Raw genomic sequence first — 16,994 nt, forward strand, 5'->3', positions numbered from 1 at the left:
TACAGTAGATTTCGCGCAGAGACGCGGAGACGCAGAGGGCGCGCGGCTACCTCCGCGCTGCGCCAGCAGCCTTCATACCTGTTGCCCAAAACGCAACGGCTTCGCCGGAAGAACGACGACCACCCGACGCACAACCTCTCCGCGCCTCTGCGCCTCTGCACGAAATCTAAACTTCTTCTCTCCGCGCCTTCGCGCCTTCGCGTGAACCAACCTTCTTCCCCACACACCCCCAAGACAAACTCACCCAACCCGTGTAGGGCGTCCCGCCGCTGCCCGGAGCCCTCCCCCATGTCCCTCGGCCTAGATTTCGGCACCACCAATTCCGTCCTCGCCCGCGCCGATGGCGATGGCGCGGCGCTCGTGCCGCTCGACGGCCCGGACGGCAGCGATCCGGTGTTCCGGTCGGCGCTGTGCTTCTGGCAGGACGACGTGCCCGGCGGCATCGCGGTAGAAGCGGGGCCGTGGGCGATCGACGAGTACCTCCAATACCCCGAAGGCTGCCGCTTCCTGCAGTCGTTCAAGTCGGTCGCCGCCAGCCCCAGCTTCGACACCGCGCCGATCTTCACCAAACGCTACCGGTTCGAAGACCTCGGTCGCGCGTTCCTCGACCGCCTTGCCGCCCGCGCGCACGGTGCGCTGAACGGCGCGAAGCGGATCGTCGTCGGCCGCCCGATCACCTATGCCGGCCACCGCCCCGACGAAGCGCTCGCCCGCCAGCGCTACGACGCGATGTTCGCAAGGCTCGGCGCGGAGATCGCCTATGTCTATGAACCGCTCGGCGCCGCGTTCAGCCATGCCGCGACCCTGACGCAAGCCGCCACCATCCTCGTCGCCGATTTCGGCGGCGGCACCAGCGACTTCTCGGTCGTCCGCCTCGAAGCACCCGGCAGCGAACGCCGCGCCCATCCGCTCGGTCACGCCGGTATCGGCATCGCCGGCGACCAGTTCGACCGCCGCATCCTCGACAAGCTGGTCCTGCCGCTGCTCGGCAAGGGCGGCACCTATCGCTCGTTCGACAAGGTACTGGAGATACCGGCGGGCCATTTCACCGACTTCACCGACTGGTCGCGCTTGGCCCTGATGCGCAACCGCAAGACCATGGCCGAACTCGACAAATTGCGCCGTTCCGCCACCGATCCGGCGGCGATCGACCGGATGATCGCGGTGATCGAAGGCGAACAGGGCTATCCGCTCTACGACGCCGTCGGGCAGGTGAAGCGCGCGCTGTCCAACGGCGACGAAGCGACCTTCGCGTTCGAAGGCGGCGGCATCTCGATCCATGCCCAGGTAACCCGCGACCAGTTCGAGGCATGGATCGCCGACGACCTCGCCCGCATCATGGCGACGGTCGACCGCGCGCTGGACGCGGCCGGGCTGGACGCAGGCGGCATCGACCGCGTGTTCCTGACCGGCGGCACCTCGCTCACCCCCGCCATCCGCCGCGCCTTTGCGACACGGTTCGGACAGGATCGGCTGGCGTCGGGCAACGAACTCACCTCGGTCGCCCACGGCCTCGCGCTGATCGGGCAGCAGGATGATCTGGCGGCATGGGCCGCGTGAACCGCTTTCCTACACGCGGGCGGACTGCCATGCTCGCGACGTTCTTTGACAGGTCCACTCCAGCGTCCCGATGCATCGGACGCCAACCCCGTTCGTCATCCCGGCGAAGGCTGGGATCTCCCGGTGGCAGCACGCCACGCCTGCTCCGCGCCCATCAACGCCAACTTCCGCGCACCAAACGTCACACTCAACCCGGTTAAGCGATTGAAATTAAACCGGCTTCGACCGCACCTGGACCTGCTGCGAACACGACGTGCCGCAACCTTCGCCAACTTCCACCGCCAGCGACAAACTGCGCACGAGTGCGAACTTCGTGAACTTTGGCCGCGCGCCTACCGCCCGCCCCGCACCATCAGCGCCCGCGTGACGCCGTTGGTCCACCCGAACCCGTCCTGCAACGGATACTCGCCGCCGCCGCCCGGCTTCACTTCCTCGACGTCGTATTTCTCGACCAGCTTGCCCGACGCGGCATATTCGCGCTCGACGCTGGCCAGGAACCGCGTGGCGATCCTGTCCGCCAGCGCCTTGTGCCCCGTCCGGTCCAGCCCGGCAACTGCGATCCATTGCAGCGGCGCCCAGCCGTTGGGCCGGTCCCATTGCTGCCCGGTATCGACCGTCGTCGACCGCAATCCGCCCGGTGCCAGCAGTTGCGCCTCGATCGTCGCCGCGACCCGGCCGGCACGCGGCCCGGTGGTCAGCCCGACGAACAGCGGATAGGCGGTGGCGGCGGTCGTCCCGCCGCGCAGCCGCGCGCGCCGGACGTCGTAATCGCCATAGCGCCCCTCGCCCTCGCTCCACAGCCAGCGCTCGATCGCCGCGCCCCGCTTCGCGGCACGTCCGGCAAAGTCGCTGGCGGTCGCGCGGTCGCCCAGCTTCGTGGCACTGTCGGCGATCGCCCGCTCCATCCCCCACAGCAAGCTGTTGAGATCGGCGGGCAGGACGTTCGTCGTGTCGATCGTCGCCAGCGTCTTGCCATCGACCAGCCAGCGCGACGAGAAATCCCAGCCGCTCTCCGCCCCGGCACGCAGGTCGCGATAGACCTCCGCTGCCGGCCGGCCGCTCGCCTTCGCGGTCTCGACATCCTCACGCCACGATTCGTCGCGTGGGCTGGTCCGCGCATCCCAATAATGTTGCAGCACCGCCCCGTCGGGCAGCGTCACCGACCGTTCGGGGCTGGTGAAATAGGCATGTTCGCGCTTGAGCGCCGCCAGCCGCCGCTGGAGCACAACGGGATCGCGGTTCTGCGACAGCCCCATCATCAGATACAGGAACGGCGGCTGCGACCGGCTGAGATAATAGCTCCGCGTCCCGTTGGGCACATGGCCATACCGCTCGACCAGATCGGTGAAGCCATCGACCATCGATTCGACCAGGTCCTGCCGCCGGTCGGCGACCAGCCCCAGCATCGTGAAATAGCTGTCCCAGTAATATAGCTCGCGGAATCGTCCGCCCGGCACGACATAGCGATCGGCCACCGCCAGCGCGCTCGAACCGCCAGGCGGCGTCACCGGATCGCGGGTCAGATGCGGCCACAGCTCGGCGATGTGCCGCGCGATCGGCAGCTGCGGGCCGGTGACCGATTCGGGCACCGGCGCCAGCCCCGGCACGTCGAAATTGGCCAGCACGAACGCCTTCAACGCCGCATCGTCGGCAAAGCGCCGCCCCCGGAAATCGGCCATGATCGCCACATCCGCCCGCTTGGGCACCGCATCGACGAAGGTCTTTCCATCGGGAAAGATGCGCCGCATCTGCACCGCGTCGAACAGCGCCCCGAACCGGTCGGCGGGGGTCGCTACCATCGCCGCCGGCGCCACGATGGCGACCGGTGGCGTCTGGCCGGACGGCGTGCATCCGGCCAGCAGGAACGGGGTCAGCAGGCGATAGCGGCGCAACACGCTTACGCCACCGTCTGTTCGATCACGCCGAAGATCGGGTGATGCCGGTCGTCCTCGGCCCAGATGCGGACGGTGTCGCCGCTTTTCAGGAACGGCGTCTCCGCCTTGCCGCCGCGGATCGTCTCGACCGTGCGGATTTCCGCCAGGCACGAATAGCCTACGCCGCCATCGGCGACCGGCTTGCCCGGCCCACCGTCGCCATCGCGGTTCGACACCGTGCCCGACCCGATGATCGTGCCGGCACCCAGCGCCCGCGTCTTGGCGGCATGGGCGATCAGCGTGCCGAAATCGAACGTCATGTCCTCGCCTGCTTCCGCCCGGCCGAACGGCTGTCCGTTCAGGTCGACGCACATCCGCCGGTGCAGCTTGCCGTCGCGCCACCACTCGCCCAGCGCATCGGGCGTGACGAAGACGGGGGAAAAGGCCGATGCCGGCTTCGACTGGAAGAACCCGAACCCCTTGGCCAGTTCGCCCGGGATCAGCCCGCGCAGCGACACGTCGTTGGTCAGCCCGACCAGCCGCACCGCCGCCAGCGCGTCCCCACGCGACGCGCCCAGCGGAACGTCGCCGGTCACCACCACCACCTCGGCCTCGAAATCACAGCCCCATGCCGGATCGGCCAGCGGGATCGGATCGCGGGGGCTCAGGAACCCGTCCGACCCGCCCTGATACATCAGGGGATCGTGCCAGAAGGTTTCGGGCATCTCCGCCCCGCGCGCCTGCCGCACCAGCGCGACATGGTTCACATAGGCCGATCCGTCGGCCCACTGATACGCCCGCGGCAGCGGCGACGCCGCGTCGCGCTCGTGGAACCGGTCCTTCGGGATCACGTCATGGTCGAGATCGGTGGCAAGGTTGCGCAGGTCGCCTTCGACCCGGTCCCAATCGTCCAGCGCGGCCTGCAGCGTCGGCACGATCGCACTCGCATCCGCATACCAGGCAAGGTCGCTCGACACGACGACCAGGCGTCCGTCACGACCGTCTTTGAGGCTGGCAAGTTTCATGCGGCACTCTCTCCTTCTATGTCCTGCCCCCCGTTTGCGCGTCGTCGCGCACAATGTCGAGCCGCCGTATACATGCTTTGTTAGGACGTGCCGCCGCAGGGTCGGGCGTCGGAGGGAATGGCGATGGCGCTGAAACGCGAGACGCTGGTCGAGGAACATGCCGAACTGGGCACGGTGATCGGCGACCTGCTGCGCCGCGCCGCCCTGCGCCCGCTCCCCATCGCCGATCTTGCGCAACTGCGCTGGCGGCTGAGCCGGTTGCTGCTGGCGCATCTGGCGAAGGAGGACAGGCTGCTCCACCCGATGCTGCAACGGGGCGCCGACCCGGTCGCCGCCGCGCTGTCGCGCCGGTTCGAGGGGGAGATGGGCGGCCTGTCCGACGGCTTAAAAGCCTATATGCAGGACTGGGACGCGCCGCGGATCGAAGCCCAGCCCGACGCCTTCGAAACCGCGACGCGGGGATTGGCGGCGGCATTGGCCGACCGCATCCACCGCGAGGAAACGCAACTCTATCGTCACATTCCCACGGCCAAGGTGGACGCGGGCGTGCGACAGGCCTAGTGCAGCGCCGATACCGGCATGCATGAGGGTAACACGACGTGGCGAACGTAGCGGTGATCGGCGCCCAATGGGGTGACGAGGGCAAGGGAAAGATCGTCGACTGGCTGGCGGAGCGCGCCGACATGGTCGTGCGGTTCCAGGGCGGGCATAATGCCGGCCATACGCTGGTCGTCGGCGGCACCGTCTACAAGCTGTCGCTGCTCCCCTCGGGTATCGTCCGCGGCACCCCCTCGATCGTCGGCAACGGCGTCGTCCTCGACCCCTGGGCGCTGAAGGCGGAAACCGAACGACTGCGCGAACAGGGCGTTTCGGTCACCCCCGACACGCTGATGATAGCCGAGACCTGCACGCTGATCCTGCCGTTCCACCGCGACCTCGATGGTCTGCGCGAGGATGCGAGTGGCGCCGGCAAGATCGGCACCACCCGCCGCGGCATCGGCCCGGCGTACGAGGACAAGGTCGGCCGCCGCGCGATCCGCGTCTGCGACCTCGCCCATCTCGACGATCTGGAGGCGCAGCTCGATCGCCTCACCGCGCATCACGACGCGCTGCGCGCCGGTTTCAACGAACCGGCCATCGACCGCGACAAGCTGATCGCCGAGCTGCGCGAGATCGCCGATTTCGTCCTGCCCTATGCCCAGCCGGTATGGCGCATGCTGGCGCAGGCCAAGGCGACCGGCAAGCGCATCCTGTTCGAAGGCGCGCAGGGCGTGCTGCTCGACATCGACCATGGCACCTATCCGTTCGTCACCTCGTCCAACACCATCGCCGGCACCGCGGCGGGCGGTTCGGGCATGGGGCCGGGCGCGGTCGGCTTCGTGCTGGGCATCGCCAAGGCGTACACCACCCGCGTCGGTTCCGGCCCGTTCCCGACCGAACTGGAGAACGAAACCGGCGAGCGCCTCGGCGTGCGCGGGCATGAATTCGGCACGGTAACCGGCCGCAAGCGCCGCTGCGGCTGGTTCGACAGCGTGCTGGTGCGACAGGCGGCGGCGGTCGGCGGCATCACCGGCATCGCGCTGACCAAGATCGACGTGCTCGACGGGTTCGAGGAAGTGGCGATCTGCACTGGCTATCGCCTTGGCGACCAGGTCCTCGACTATTACCCCGCCCATGCCGCCGATCAGGCGAAGGTGGAGCCGATCTACGAAACCATGCCCGGCTGGTCGGAATCGACCGCCGGCGCGCGCAGCTGGGCCGAACTGCCGGCGCAGGCGATCAAGTATATCCGCCGCATCGAGGAACTGATCCAGTGCCCGGTGACGCTGGTATCGACCAGCCCGGAACGCGACGACACGATCCTCGTACGCGATCCCTTCGCGGACTGATCGGCTACTTAACTTCCTGCTTCCCCGTTTGCTTCGACCATCCCCGTTCGGTTCGAGCAGCTTCGAGCTTGTCGAGAAGAGGGTCGGGTGAACCATGCCCCGCTTGGGTATCAGGATTGTCCGGGGGACAATCCGACCCGACCCTCGTCGAGAACGCCTTAGTTTGCGGCAAACCCTTCTCGACTTCGGTTCTCGACCGGGTCGAAGCTGCGCTCAAAGCAAACGGCTTGGGACTGGGATTGGCGAGTTAGGCTTCAGACAAGGAAAAGGCCCGCCCGGATTGCTCCGGGCGGGCCTTTTATCCTTGCCGGATCAGCGCGGCGTACCGGGCGCTGGCGGCGTAGTCGTGGACGGATCGCCGGTGGTCGGCGTGGTCGTGTCGTCCGTGGTCGTATCGTCGGTCGTCGGCGCGCCCGGACGGGTCGTGTCACTCGGCTGCGTCGTCGTGGGATTCGTCGGCCCGGTCGTCTGCGGCGATGGCTGGGTCGGACGCATCGGGTCCGGCGTGCCCGGCGTCGTGGTGGGCTGGGTCGGCTGCGTCTGGGTCTGTGCCATGGCGGCAGTCGTGCTACCCAGGATCAGCAGGCTCGCGAAAATGGTCTTGCGCATTGAAAATCTCCTTGCGTCAGTCGGGAGTTTCAATGCCTTGTCGCGTCGATAGGTCCATGCGCTCCGCTCGCCCCACCGCGCGCCGGGATCAGAACGGGGACAGACCGTGGCACTTTGGCGACCGATTGCCCCGAAAATGCCACATCCGGGCAGCGTGCCAGGCATGTTTCGCGGCGTGACGTCAGAAGCGTCCCAGCAAAACCACCCTCACCCTTCCCACCCGTCTGCACCGGGCGGGCCCCTTCCCTCTCCCGGCGGGAGAGGGAGGGAGCGACGCAGTCGCGGAAGGGCGAGGGTGACACCCAAGCCGACGAGGAACCTACCCCACCTGCCCACGATGGCGCAGTTTCTGGTCCGCCAACACCAGCGCGACCATCGCCTCGACCACCGGCACGCCACGAATGCCGACACACGGATCGTGCCGCCCCTTGGTCGCGATCGTCGTCGCCTGCCCGTCGGGACCGATCGTCTCGACCGGCGTCAGGATCGAGCTGGTCGGCTTGAACGCGACCCTGAGCGTCACCGGCTGCCCGGTCGAGATGCCACCGGCAATCCCGCCCGCATGGTTGGCCAAGAACTCGACGCCCGAAGCACCCGGCCGCATCGGGTCGGCATTCTGCTCACCCGACAGCGCCGCCGCCGCAAAGCCGTCGCCGATTTCGACGCCCTTAACCGCATTGATCGACATGGCCGCACTCGCCAGTTCGGCATCCAGCTTGGCATAGAGCGGCGCTCCCCAACCGGCCGGCACGCCTTCCGCCCGGCACGCAACAACCGCGCCCATCGACGACCCGGCCTTGCGCGCGCCATCGACCAGCGCCTCCCAGCGCTGGGCAGCGGCAGCATCGGGACAGAAGAACGGATTGCGCCCGATCTCCGCCACATCGAATGCGGCGGGATCGATCGCATCGCCACCGATCGATTCGACCCAGGCGGTAATCGTCACTTCCGGTATCACCAGCCGCGCCACCGCCCCCGCCGCGACCCGTGCCGCCGTCTCGCGCGCCGACGACCGCCCGCCGCCGCGATAATCGCGAAAGCCATATTTCGCGTCATAGGCATAATCGGCATGGCCGGGGCGATAGGCCTTGGCGACGTCCGAATAATCCTTCGACCGCTGGTCGACATTCTCGATCATCAGGCTGATCGGCGTGCCGGTCGTACGCCCATCGAACACACCCGACAGGATGCGCACCGCATCGGGCTCGCGCCGCTGCGTCGTGAACCGGCTGGTCCCCGGCCGCCGCGCGTCGAGGAACGGCTGGATATCGGCCTCACTCAGCGCCAGCCCCGGCGGGCACCCGTCGACGACCGCGCCCAGCGCCGGCCCATGGCTCTCACCCCAGGTCGTGAAGCGGAACAGATGTCCGAAGCTGTTGTGGCTCATGCGTCTTCCCCCAATGCCGCAAAGGCCTGCGCATGCGCCGCCATGCCGGGCGTGTGGACGCACGGCCCGTCGTTCAGCCGGATGCCCAGCAGATACTCCCCGGCATAGGGGCTGTCGAACCCGCGCGCCGTCGTCGCCTCGAACCCGAAGCGACCATAATAGGCCGGATCGCCCAGCACGAAGCCCAGTTCGACCCCCGCGCTACGCAGATGGGCAATGGCAGCGGCGACCAGCGCCTCGCCCACGCCCTGCCCCCGCGCCGTTCGATCGACCGCCAGCGGCGCGATAGCGACTGCGGCGATCTCCCGCGTATCGGCGGCGACCTGCATCCGGCTGGCGGCGATCATCCCCACCACCGCGCCGTCATCCTCGGCGACCAGCACCAGCACCAGATCGCCGTCGATCGCCAATTGCTGGAGCAGTCGCGCCTCGGCATCGCGCGGGAAGCAGGCGCGCAGCAACGCATCGACCGCCGGCGCATCCGCACCGGTCGCCGCACGGATGACGCTCATGCGCTTACGACAGCGCGATGTCGGGCGCGTCCTCGGCCTTCATGCCGATGACGTTATAGCCGGCGTCGACGTGATGGATTTCACCGGTGACACCGCTCGCCAGATCGCTCAGCAGGTACAGCCCCGCCCCACCGACATCGTCGATCGTGACGTTGCGGCGCAGCGGCGAGTTCAGCTCGTTCCACTTCAGGATATAGCGGAAATCGCCGATGCCGCTGGCGGCCAGGGTTTTGATCGGACCGGCGGAAATGGCGTTCACCCGGATGTTTTCCGGCCCCATGTCCATCGCCAGATACTTGATCGACATGTCGAGCGCTGCCTTGGCCACGCCCATGACGTTGTAATGCGGCACGACCTTTTCCGACCCGTAATAGGTCAGCGTCAGCAGCGATCCACCGTTCGGCATCAACGCCCGCGCGCGCTTGGCGACGGCGGTGAACGAATAGACGCTGATGTTCATCGTCATCAGGAAATTGTCGAGGCTGGTGTCGTAATAATGACCGCGCAGCTCGTTCTTGTCCGAAAAGCCGATCGCGTGAACGACGAAGTCGATCGTTGGCCAGCGCGCGGCGATGGTGTCGAACGCAGCATCCAATGCGCCCATGTCGGCCACGTCGCATTCGATCAGGAAGTCGGCGCCCAGTTCGGTCGCCAGCGGGCGCACGCGCCGTTCCAGCGCCTCGCCCTGATAGGTGAAGGCCAGCTCCGCGCCCTGCGCCGCCAGCTGCTTGGCAATGCCCCAGGCCAGCGACCGATCGTTGGCGAGGCCCATGATGACCCCCCGCTTGCCCTGCATCAAACCGTTCACGCGACCGTCCCTTTTTCGTCTGTTGGCACCCCCTCTAGCGCAGGGTCGGGCGTTTCCGCCAGCGCCGCGTTCAATTCGCCGCCGATCACCACGCCCAAGCCCACGATATAGAAAAAGAACAACGCGATCATCACGCCGGCCAGGCTGCCATAGGTCCGGTCATATCCCCCCAGCGCATCGATCGCCAGCGGCAGGAGCTGCGTCGTGCCGATCCACACGCTGGCCGTCGCCACCGCGCCCGGCCATTTCGGGCATTTGGAATAGCGATACTTCTTCGGCGCCAGCGAATAGAACAGCGTGTAGAGCGCGACGAACAACGCCAGCGCCGGGAACAGCTTCGCGATCGACAGATAGGCGGCATAGGGCTGCAGGAACGGCAGCGCGCGGTAGATCAGCTGTTCTACGCCGACCAGCACGACCTGCAGGCTGAACGCGATCATCAGCATCAGCACCGATCCGACGATCAGCCCGATCGACCCCAGCCGATATTCCCAGAATGGCCGCGAGAACGGGATGCCATACGCCTGCCGCAGGATCGACCGCACGGTTTCGATGAACCCGGTCGTGGTCCATAGTCCGACCAGCCCGCCCAGCCACAGCAGTGACCCCGACCGCGCCTGCAACACGTCGAGGATCGGCTGCTGCAACACCGTCGCAACCTCGCTCGGCACGGTTTCGAGGAACGCGGTGACGGCATGGATGCTGTCCTGGCTCCGCCCGACCGCCCGCGCGATCGCGGCGGCGACGATGAAGAACGGGAACAGCGTCAGCAGCGAAAGATAGGCAAGGTTGCCGGCATGGGTGAAGCCGTCGTTGAACGTCCCGATGGCGACGCGCTTCACCACCTCGATCGCCCGCGCGGACGGGCGCAGACGCGACAAGGCCGGGCGCCCCTGCCGGTGCCGCACCTCGGGACTTTCAGGGGACGGCTGGGTCATGCAGTTCGGCTCGGCTGGTTACGCAACCGGCTCAAACGCCCAGCTTCGCCCGCGGGTCCGTGTTCGCGCCGCTCCACCCTTCGACGAAGGTCGCCAGTTCTGCATCGTCGGCGGGAATGTCGACCATCAACGTCACCAACTGATCGCCGCGCGTGCCGTCTTTCCGATGGAATCCTCGACCTTTAAGCCGCAACGTCTTGCCCGATGTCGCGCCTTTGGGCACGCTCAGCATCACCGCGCCCTCGACCGTCGGCACGCGAACTTTTCCGCCCAGCACCGCCTCGGCGAGATTGATCGGCAGGTCGACGCGCACATCGTCGCCGTCGCGGGTATAGAAGCGATGCGGCTGCACCTCGACCGTCACGATCGCGTCGCCCGCGCCGCCGGGTCCCGGGTCGCCCTTGCCCGACAGTCGCATCTGCGTGCCGGTATCGACGCCGGCGGGCAGCTTCAGGTCGATCGTCTTGCCATCGGCCAGCGTGATCCGCTGCGGGCTGAGCATCGCCGCATCCTCGAACGGCACCTTCAGCCGATAGGCGACGTTGCCGCCCTTGGGCTGCGCACGCCGCCCGAACCCGCTGGCGAAACCGCCCCCGCCCGCGCCCGGCGCACCGCGACCGCCGAACAGCCCTTCGAAGATATCGGAGAAATCGCCACCCTGCCCTTCGGCACCCATGTCGAACCCGCCGCGTCCGCCCGGACCGGGGCGAAAGCCGCCGCCCCCGCCGCCGTTGCCGAAGCCGAACGGCGACGCCGGATTGCCGTCGCCATCGATCTCGCCCCGGTCGAACCGCGCGCGCTTGTCCTTGTCGGTCAGCAGGTCGTACGCCTGCGTAACCTTCGAAAACCGGTCCGATGCCGCCTTGTTGTCCTTGTTGCGATCGGGGTGCAGCTCCTTGGCGAGCTTGCGATACGCCTTCTTGATATCCGCTTCGGTGGCGCCGCGCGCGACGCCCAGGGTTGCATAGGGATCAGCCATGGTCCGGTAGCTAAGGCGCGCAGTGCGACTCGGCAATGCCTTGTCCCTACGAAACGCCCCCTAAACGATCCCCGGTTCAACGTCGGTTCACGCGCGCGGCGGCACCGGAGGCCATCGCCTGCGTTGGCTGCGCAATCGCTATCCGGAGAAGCCCGTCATGATCGAAGCCCCGCTGACCCGCCGCCGCATCCTCGGCGCCACCGTCCTGTTCGTTCCGGTCGCCCTGCTCGGCGGATGCGCGACGCCGCTCGGCAGCTACGGCGTCGACGAAGGCGTCCGCCGGCTGCTGACCCTGTCCAGCCAGCGCGCGTTCGAACGGCTGATCCGTCCGGGCGGATTCTACGACGACCAGCTGACCCGGCTGACGCTGCCCGACACCGGCGGGCAGAACAACGTGCTGGCCGCGGTACTCCGCACCAATGCGGTGCGCGGACGGATCGCGATGGCATTGAACGATATCGCGGTCGATGCGGCCGATCGCGCCACGCCGGTGGTGCTCGATTCGATCCGCGGGCTGACGTTCGCCGATGCGCTGGCGGTGCTGCGCGGCGGCCCGACCGCGGCCACCGACCTGCTCGCCCGGTCGACGCGCGGCGCGGTGATCGACGCGATGTTCCCCGAATTTTCGAACGGCCTGCGCTCCGACACGACCGAGATCCTGTCGGCGATCGTCACCGCGCAAACCGGCATCGACTATACCGCGATCGCCCGCAGCGCCGCCGATCAGGCCGGGAACGCGATCTTCCGGGCGATCGGGCGCGAGGAAGCCGCAATCCGCGCCGACCCGCGCCGGACCGGCGATCCGGTGCTGACCGCGCTGCTGCTCGGATCGCCGCGGTAACGGCAGGCTTGGCAAGCGCGTCGGCAGGGCGGATAGTTTCTCCCATGCCGACGCCACTCCCCGCCGACCGCGATCTCGACGTCATCATCATCGGTGCCGGACTGTCGGGTATCGACGCCGCCTGGCACCTGCAGCACAGCTGCCCCGATCATAGCTACGCGATCTTTGAAGGGCGGAGTGCGGTCGGCGGCACCTGGGACCTGTTCCGCTATCCCGGCATCCGCTCGGATTCGGACATGCATACGCTCGGCTTCCCGTTCCGGCCGTGGCGTGGCGACAAATCGATCGCGGACGGCGGCGACATTCGCGACTATATCGAGGATACGGCGCGCGTCTTCGGCATCGACCGCCACATCCGCTTCCGCCACCGGGTGATCGCCGCCGACTGGTCGTCGGACGCCGCGCGCTGGACGCTGACCTACGAAGTCGAAGGCGCCACGCGCACGATCGCCTGCCGTTTCCTGTTCATGGGGTCGGGCTATTACGACTATGCCGCCGGCCACGCCCCCGACTTCGCCGGGCAGCGGGACTTTGCCGGCCGGATCGTCCATCCGCAGCATTGGCCGGACGAACTCGACGTCGCGGGCCGGCGGGTCGCGGTGATCGGCAGCGGCGCGACCGCGGTCACCTTGGTCCCGGCACTCGCCGCGCGCGGTGCGCAGGTGACGATGATCCAGCGTTCGCCCAGCTACATCGTGTCGCAGCCCTCACGCGACGCCGTCGCCCGACAGCTGTACCGCTGGCTTCCCGAACCCGTCGCCGGACGGCTCGCGCGGTGGAAAAGCGCCGCGCTGGGCCTCGCCGCCTTCCAGTTCGCACGCGCCTGGCCGAAACGGATGCGCGCGTTCATCCTGCGCGGGGTGCGCGCCGAACTGTCCGACCTGCCCGATATCGACCGCCACTTTACCCCGCGCTACGATCCGTGGGACCAGCGGCTGTGCCTCGTCCCCGATGCCGACCTGTTCGCTGCGTTGCGCGACGGTTCGGCGACCATCGTCACCGATACGATCCGCCGCTTCACGACGGGCGGCATCGAACTCGGATCGGGCGACCAGGTCGACGCCGATATCATCGTCACCGCGACGGGGCTGAAGCTGCACCTGCTGGGCGGCATTACGCTCCGCATCGATGGGGTACCGCTCGTGCCCGCCGACCGGCTGGTCTATCGCGGAATGATGGTGTCGGGCGTGCCTAATCTGGTGCTGGCGGTCGGCTATACCAACGCGTCGTGGACGCTGAAAATCGACCTCATCTCCCGGCGGATGTGCCGGATGCTCAACCATATGCGCGCGCATGGCTATGACGTGTGCACTCCCGCCGCACCGGGGCCGGATATCGAACGGCGCCCACTGCTCGACTTCAGCTCGGGATACGTCCAGCGCGCGGCGGACATGACCCCGGCGCAGGGGTCGCGCACGCCGTGGCGGCTGCGGCAGAATTACTTCCTCGACTATCTTGCGCTGCGCTTCGGCCGGCTGGCCGACGGCGTGCTGACGTTCCGGCGATCAGGTGTCGGCTGACACCGTCGTCGCATCGGCCAGTTCGACCCGGTTCCGCCCGCTGCGCTTCGCCCGGTACAGCGCCAGATCGGCTTGGTGCAGCATCGCGGCAGGCGGGGTGTCCGCCCCGGCCGCGGCGATCCCGCCGCTGACCGTCACCGAAACCGCTATGCCGCGCGCTTCGATCGACATCTGCGCGATCGCCTTGCGCAGCCGTTCGGTGACCGCATAGGCCTCCGCCGGGCTCGCATCGGCGAACAGGATCGCGATCTCCTCGCCGCCATAGCGCGCGACGCAATCGACCGTGCGAACCGATCCGGCGATCCGTGCCGCGACCGCTTCGATGACCAGGTCGCCGATCTGGTGCCCATGCGCGTCGTTGATCCGCTTGAAATGATCGATGTCGATCATCGCCACCACATAGGGCCGCCCGGCGCGCATCGCATTCTCGCGTGCCGCTTCCAGCATCCTCATCATCGTGCGCCGGTTGGCAAGGCCGGTGAGCGGATCGGTACTCGCCAGCCGCTCCAGCGTGACATTGGCCGCGCGCAGCTCCTGCGTCCGCTGTCCGATCACCGTCTCCAGCGCGCGGGTCCGCCGCCGGAGGACCACCGTCCGCAACTGGACGATGCCGAAGATCACCAATCCCGCCAGCATCACCAGCGCTACGCGAACCGACCACCATTCATGCCATGCCCGCGACACCAGCAGGTCGACGCTCGTCGTCACCACGCGGGGATGCACGCCGGGTATCTGCGCCTGCAGTTCCAGCACGTAATCGCCGCCGGGCAGGTTGGTATAGATCGCCGCCGCGGGCGTGGCAGGGGGCACCGCCACCCAATTCTCGTCGAACCCGCGCAGGCGGTAGCGGTAGCGGATCTCCTCCGGCGCGGCATAGTCGGTCAGTGCGAAGCCGATACGGATGGCGCGTCCGTCGGTCAGGATGCTGTGCCGCCCGGCAAACGGATCGATCGGGATCGCGCGCCCATTCTCCTCGATCTCGGTCGGGGCCAGCGTCGTGGCGACCGCGGGGCGCGCCGCCAGCATCCGGTCGGGCCGCAGCACCAGCAACCCGCCCGTCCCGCCGAACAACAGGTCGCCGCCGCGCGTGATCGCCGCCACCCGCTGGTTGAACGCATCCGACGTCAGCCCGTCGCGCCGGCTGACCACCAGCACGTTTTCGCGCCGCGGATCGATCACCGAAATGCCGCTGGCGCCGGTCGACCAGATGCGCCCGGCGCGATCGGCCTGCAACGCCGCGACATTGTCGTTGGCGAGGCCCCGTGTCTCGTTGATCGCATGGAACCGCCAGCGGTCCCCGGCACGCACGCCCTGCGCGACTCCGCCATAGGTGCCGATCCACAGCGTGTTGGCCAGCGGCACGATCGATCCGGTGTAATTCTGCGGCAGGCTGGCGGGATCGCCGGGCTGGTGGCGATAGGTTGCAAAGCGTCCGGTGGCCGGATCGAACCGGTTGACCCCGCCCGGCGTCGCGATCCACACCCCGCCGCCGGGGGCAGGGACGATGTTGATCACTTCGTTATTGGCCAGCGTGCCGTCGTCGCCATCGACATGGCGATAACGCTGCATCCGCTGCGCGCGCTCGTCCCATACGAACAGGCCCTTATACGTCCCGATCAGCAGCCGCTGCTCCGCCCAAGCCAGCGATATCACCGGCAGGTCACCCAGGTCGGGCAGCGGCAGCGTCCGTTCGGCCAGCGTATCGGGATCGATCGCCACGATCCCGCGCCCGCCGGCCAGGATCGTCCCGTCGGACCGTTCGGCGAACGCCTTGACGTCCTGCCCCGCATGATTGCCATCCAGGCGCAAGTGGCGGACGACGCCGGCGACCCGATCCACCCGGTCGATCAGCCCGTTGCCCATCCCGACCCAGATGCGGTCGCGCCGATCGACCATCACCCCGCGCACGTTGCGATCGGCCAGCGACTGGCGCGGATCGGGCATCGCGTTGGCGATGGTGAAGATCGCGTCCATATCCGGATCGGCCTGCGACGCGCCGACCTCGGTCGCGGCCCATAGCCGCCCGGTGCGGTCGATCATCACCGCGCGCACCGTATCGCCGGCCAGCGACCCGCGATTGGCCGGCCCGTTGCGCATTGCCCGGACCGCAAAGCTGCCGCGCGTCGCGATGCGCAACACGCCGACGCCATCGGTCCCGGCCCACATCACGCCATCGGCCCCGATCGCAAAGGCGCGGATGGTGCGGTGGCGGATCTGCGGCGCATCGCCTGCCAGTGCCGCGGGCTGGACGAACCGGCCGTTTCGAAGTTGCACATAGATGCCGTGCGATCCGGTGCCGACCCACAGCCGCCGGTCCGCGTCGCGCGCGATCGCCCAGACGTCGCCGATATCGGGCGTCGCCACCTGCACGAAATCGCGTGCGCTTTTCCGCCAGACGAACAGCCCGGCATCGCCACCGGCATAGACGGTCCCGTCGGTATCGACATGAACCGCGAACGCCCCGTCGGACAGCGGGCTGCCCGGCCGCGTCACCGGCTGCACGCGGTTGCGCGCGGCATCGTAGTGGAACACGCCACGGTCCGACGCGATCATCGCCCCGCCGCGATGGTCGCTGGCCAGCGCGAGGATGCGGCTGCCCGGCCCCACCCCGCTGGCCCCCGGTGTGGGCACGAAGCTGTTCGACACCGGGTCGTAGCGCACCATGCCGCCGACATTGGTACCGACCAGGATGCCGCCATGCGACAGGGGCAGCAGCGCGCGGATATAATTGTCGGGCAGGTTGCCGATATCGACGGCGGATTGGCGGAAAATCTTCAGCCGTTGCCCGTCATAACGCGCCAAACCGCCGCGCGTGCCGATCCACATCAGCCCGTCGCTGCCCTGTACGATCGCGGTCGTCGTGGCGTGCGGCAGGCCCGCGCTGCCGTCCAGCGTATGGAACCGCGGCGTGCGCCAGTCGGACCATTCGTCGATCGCCGACGATGCAGCGATCGCTCCGCCGGGAATCATGCCCACGAGCAGCAGGAAGAGAAGGAGGATATGCCGCATGTCTGGTTCCGTGCGACATTGTGCGGCAGGATGGTTGAAACCG

General features: G+C 68.0%; 14 protein-coding genes. 5 read left to right on the plus strand and 9 right to left on the minus strand.

From position 1 onward, the window contains the following. Positions 1–288 precede the first annotated feature (288 nt). A complete protein-coding gene (locus tag MF610_RS04395) occupies positions 289–1,560 on the plus strand; it encodes an Hsp70 family protein (RefSeq protein ID WP_242193065.1) in 1,272 nt (423 codons plus the stop codon). A 332-nt stretch (positions 1,561–1,892) separates the two neighbouring features. Here MF610_RS04395 and treF read toward each other — a convergent pair whose 3' ends face one another. Both treF and MF610_RS04405 read right to left on the minus strand, forming a co-directional pair. Continuing rightward, the gene (gene treF / locus MF610_RS04400; RefSeq protein ID WP_339328509.1) at positions 1,893–3,455 is read right to left on the minus strand and encodes an alpha,alpha-trehalase TreF; all 1,563 of its coding nucleotides are present in this window, start codon (positions 3,453–3,455) and stop codon (positions 1,893–1,895) included. A 2-nt stretch (positions 3,456–3,457) separates the two neighbouring features. Beyond that, a complete protein-coding gene (locus MF610_RS04405; protein WP_242193067.1) occupies positions 3,458–4,459 on the minus strand; it encodes a fumarylacetoacetate hydrolase family protein in 1,002 nt (333 codons plus the stop codon). 123 nt (positions 4,460–4,582) lie between these two features. Here MF610_RS04405 and MF610_RS04410 point away from each other — a divergent pair, with 123 nt between their 5' ends. Continuing rightward, positions 4,583–5,020: a hemerythrin domain-containing protein gene (locus MF610_RS04410; protein ID WP_242193069.1), complete on the plus strand. Its 438-nt coding sequence runs from the start codon at positions 4,583–4,585 to the stop codon at positions 5,018–5,020. A gap of 38 nt (positions 5,021–5,058) precedes the next feature. Further along, positions 5,059–6,348, plus strand: coding sequence for an adenylosuccinate synthase (locus MF610_RS04415; RefSeq protein ID WP_242193071.1), 1,290 nt, complete (start codon positions 5,059–5,061; stop codon positions 6,346–6,348). Between the two features lie 312 nt (positions 6,349–6,660). On the opposite strand, the gene MF610_RS04420 is transcribed toward MF610_RS04415, so the two are convergent. From MF610_RS04420 to MF610_RS04445, 6 genes are all read right to left on the minus strand, one after another. Further along, positions 6,661–6,957: a hypothetical protein gene (locus tag MF610_RS04420; protein ID WP_242193077.1), complete on the minus strand. Its 297-nt coding sequence runs from the start codon at positions 6,955–6,957 to the stop codon at positions 6,661–6,663. A 319-nt stretch (positions 6,958–7,276) separates the two neighbouring features. Continuing rightward, positions 7,277–8,344 carry a chorismate synthase gene (gene aroC, locus MF610_RS04425; protein ID WP_242193079.1) on the minus strand — a complete coding sequence of 356 codons (1,068 nt, stop codon included), beginning with the start codon at positions 8,342–8,344 and terminating at the stop codon, positions 7,277–7,279. After that, entirely contained in the window at positions 8,341–8,856 is a 516-nt protein-coding gene (locus MF610_RS04430) for a GNAT family N-acetyltransferase (protein WP_242193080.1), read from the minus strand. The genes aroC and MF610_RS04430 overlap by 4 nt, the downstream gene beginning before the upstream one ends. 4 nt (positions 8,857–8,860) lie before the next feature. Further along, positions 8,861–9,664 (minus strand): enoyl-ACP reductase FabI, encoded by an 804-nt coding sequence (fabI, locus tag MF610_RS04435; protein WP_339328510.1) that lies wholly within the window; start codon positions 9,662–9,664, stop codon positions 8,861–8,863. Beyond that, positions 9,661–10,602: a YihY/virulence factor BrkB family protein gene (locus tag MF610_RS04440; RefSeq protein ID WP_242193081.1), complete on the minus strand. Its 942-nt coding sequence runs from the start codon at positions 10,600–10,602 to the stop codon at positions 9,661–9,663. Before MF610_RS04440 ends, fabI begins: the two co-directional genes overlap by 4 nt. A 31-nt stretch (positions 10,603–10,633) precedes the next feature. Beyond that, on the minus strand, positions 10,634–11,581 hold the full coding sequence (locus tag MF610_RS04445; RefSeq protein WP_242193083.1) for a DnaJ C-terminal domain-containing protein: 948 nt from the start codon (positions 11,579–11,581) through the stop codon (positions 10,634–10,636). A gap of 157 nt (positions 11,582–11,738) precedes the next feature. Between MF610_RS04445 and MF610_RS04450 the strand changes: the two genes are divergently transcribed. Next, entirely contained in the window at positions 11,739–12,422 is a 684-nt protein-coding gene (locus tag MF610_RS04450; RefSeq protein WP_242193085.1) for a DUF4197 domain-containing protein, read from the plus strand. A gap of 44 nt (positions 12,423–12,466) precedes the next feature. Beyond that, positions 12,467–13,942, plus strand: a complete 1,476-nt coding sequence (locus tag MF610_RS04455) for a flavin-containing monooxygenase (RefSeq protein WP_242193088.1) — start codon at positions 12,467–12,469, stop codon at positions 13,940–13,942. On the opposite strand, the gene MF610_RS04460 is transcribed toward MF610_RS04455, so the two are convergent. Continuing rightward, positions 13,928–16,951: a ligand-binding sensor domain-containing diguanylate cyclase gene (locus MF610_RS04460; RefSeq protein ID WP_242193096.1), complete on the minus strand. Its 3,024-nt coding sequence runs from the start codon at positions 16,949–16,951 to the stop codon at positions 13,928–13,930. The genes MF610_RS04455 and MF610_RS04460 overlap by 15 nt on opposite strands. Between the last annotated feature and the right edge of the window lie 43 nt (positions 16,952–16,994).

The sequence above is a fragment of the Sphingomonas hankookensis genome (genome assembly GCF_022664465.1).
Classification (GTDB): Bacteria; Pseudomonadota; Alphaproteobacteria; order Sphingomonadales; family Sphingomonadaceae; genus Sphingomonas; species Sphingomonas hankookensis.

Excerpts from the sequence above, each read along its gene's own strand:
- MF610_RS04460 (WP_242193096.1), bottom strand. The coding sequence starts at position 16,951 with ATGCGGCATATCCTCCTTCTCTTCCTGCTGCTCGTGGGCATGATTCCC.
- MF610_RS04450 (WP_242193085.1), top strand. The coding sequence starts at position 11,739 with ATGATCGAAGCCCCGCTGACCCGCCGCCGCATCCTCGGCGCCACCGTC.
- MF610_RS04455 (WP_242193088.1), top strand. The coding sequence starts at position 12,467 with ATGCCGACGCCACTCCCCGCCGACCGCGATCTCGACGTCATCATCATC.
- MF610_RS04445 (WP_242193083.1), bottom strand. The coding sequence starts at position 11,581 with ATGGCTGATCCCTATGCAACCCTGGGCGTCGCGCGCGGCGCCACCGAA.
- MF610_RS04405 (WP_242193067.1), bottom strand. The coding sequence starts at position 4,459 with ATGAAACTTGCCAGCCTCAAAGACGGTCGTGACGGACGCCTGGTCGTC.
- MF610_RS04395 (WP_242193065.1), top strand. The coding sequence starts at position 289 with ATGTCCCTCGGCCTAGATTTCGGCACCACCAATTCCGTCCTCGCCCGC.
- MF610_RS04440 (WP_242193081.1), bottom strand. The coding sequence starts at position 10,602 with ATGACCCAGCCGTCCCCTGAAAGTCCCGAGGTGCGGCACCGGCAGGGG.
- MF610_RS04430 (WP_242193080.1), bottom strand. The coding sequence starts at position 8,856 with ATGAGCGTCATCCGTGCGGCGACCGGTGCGGATGCGCCGGCGGTCGAT.
- MF610_RS04420 (WP_242193077.1), bottom strand. The coding sequence starts at position 6,957 with ATGCGCAAGACCATTTTCGCGAGCCTGCTGATCCTGGGTAGCACGACT.
- aroC (WP_242193079.1), bottom strand. The coding sequence starts at position 8,344 with ATGAGCCACAACAGCTTCGGACATCTGTTCCGCTTCACGACCTGGGGT.
- MF610_RS04410 (WP_242193069.1), top strand. The coding sequence starts at position 4,583 with ATGGCGCTGAAACGCGAGACGCTGGTCGAGGAACATGCCGAACTGGGC.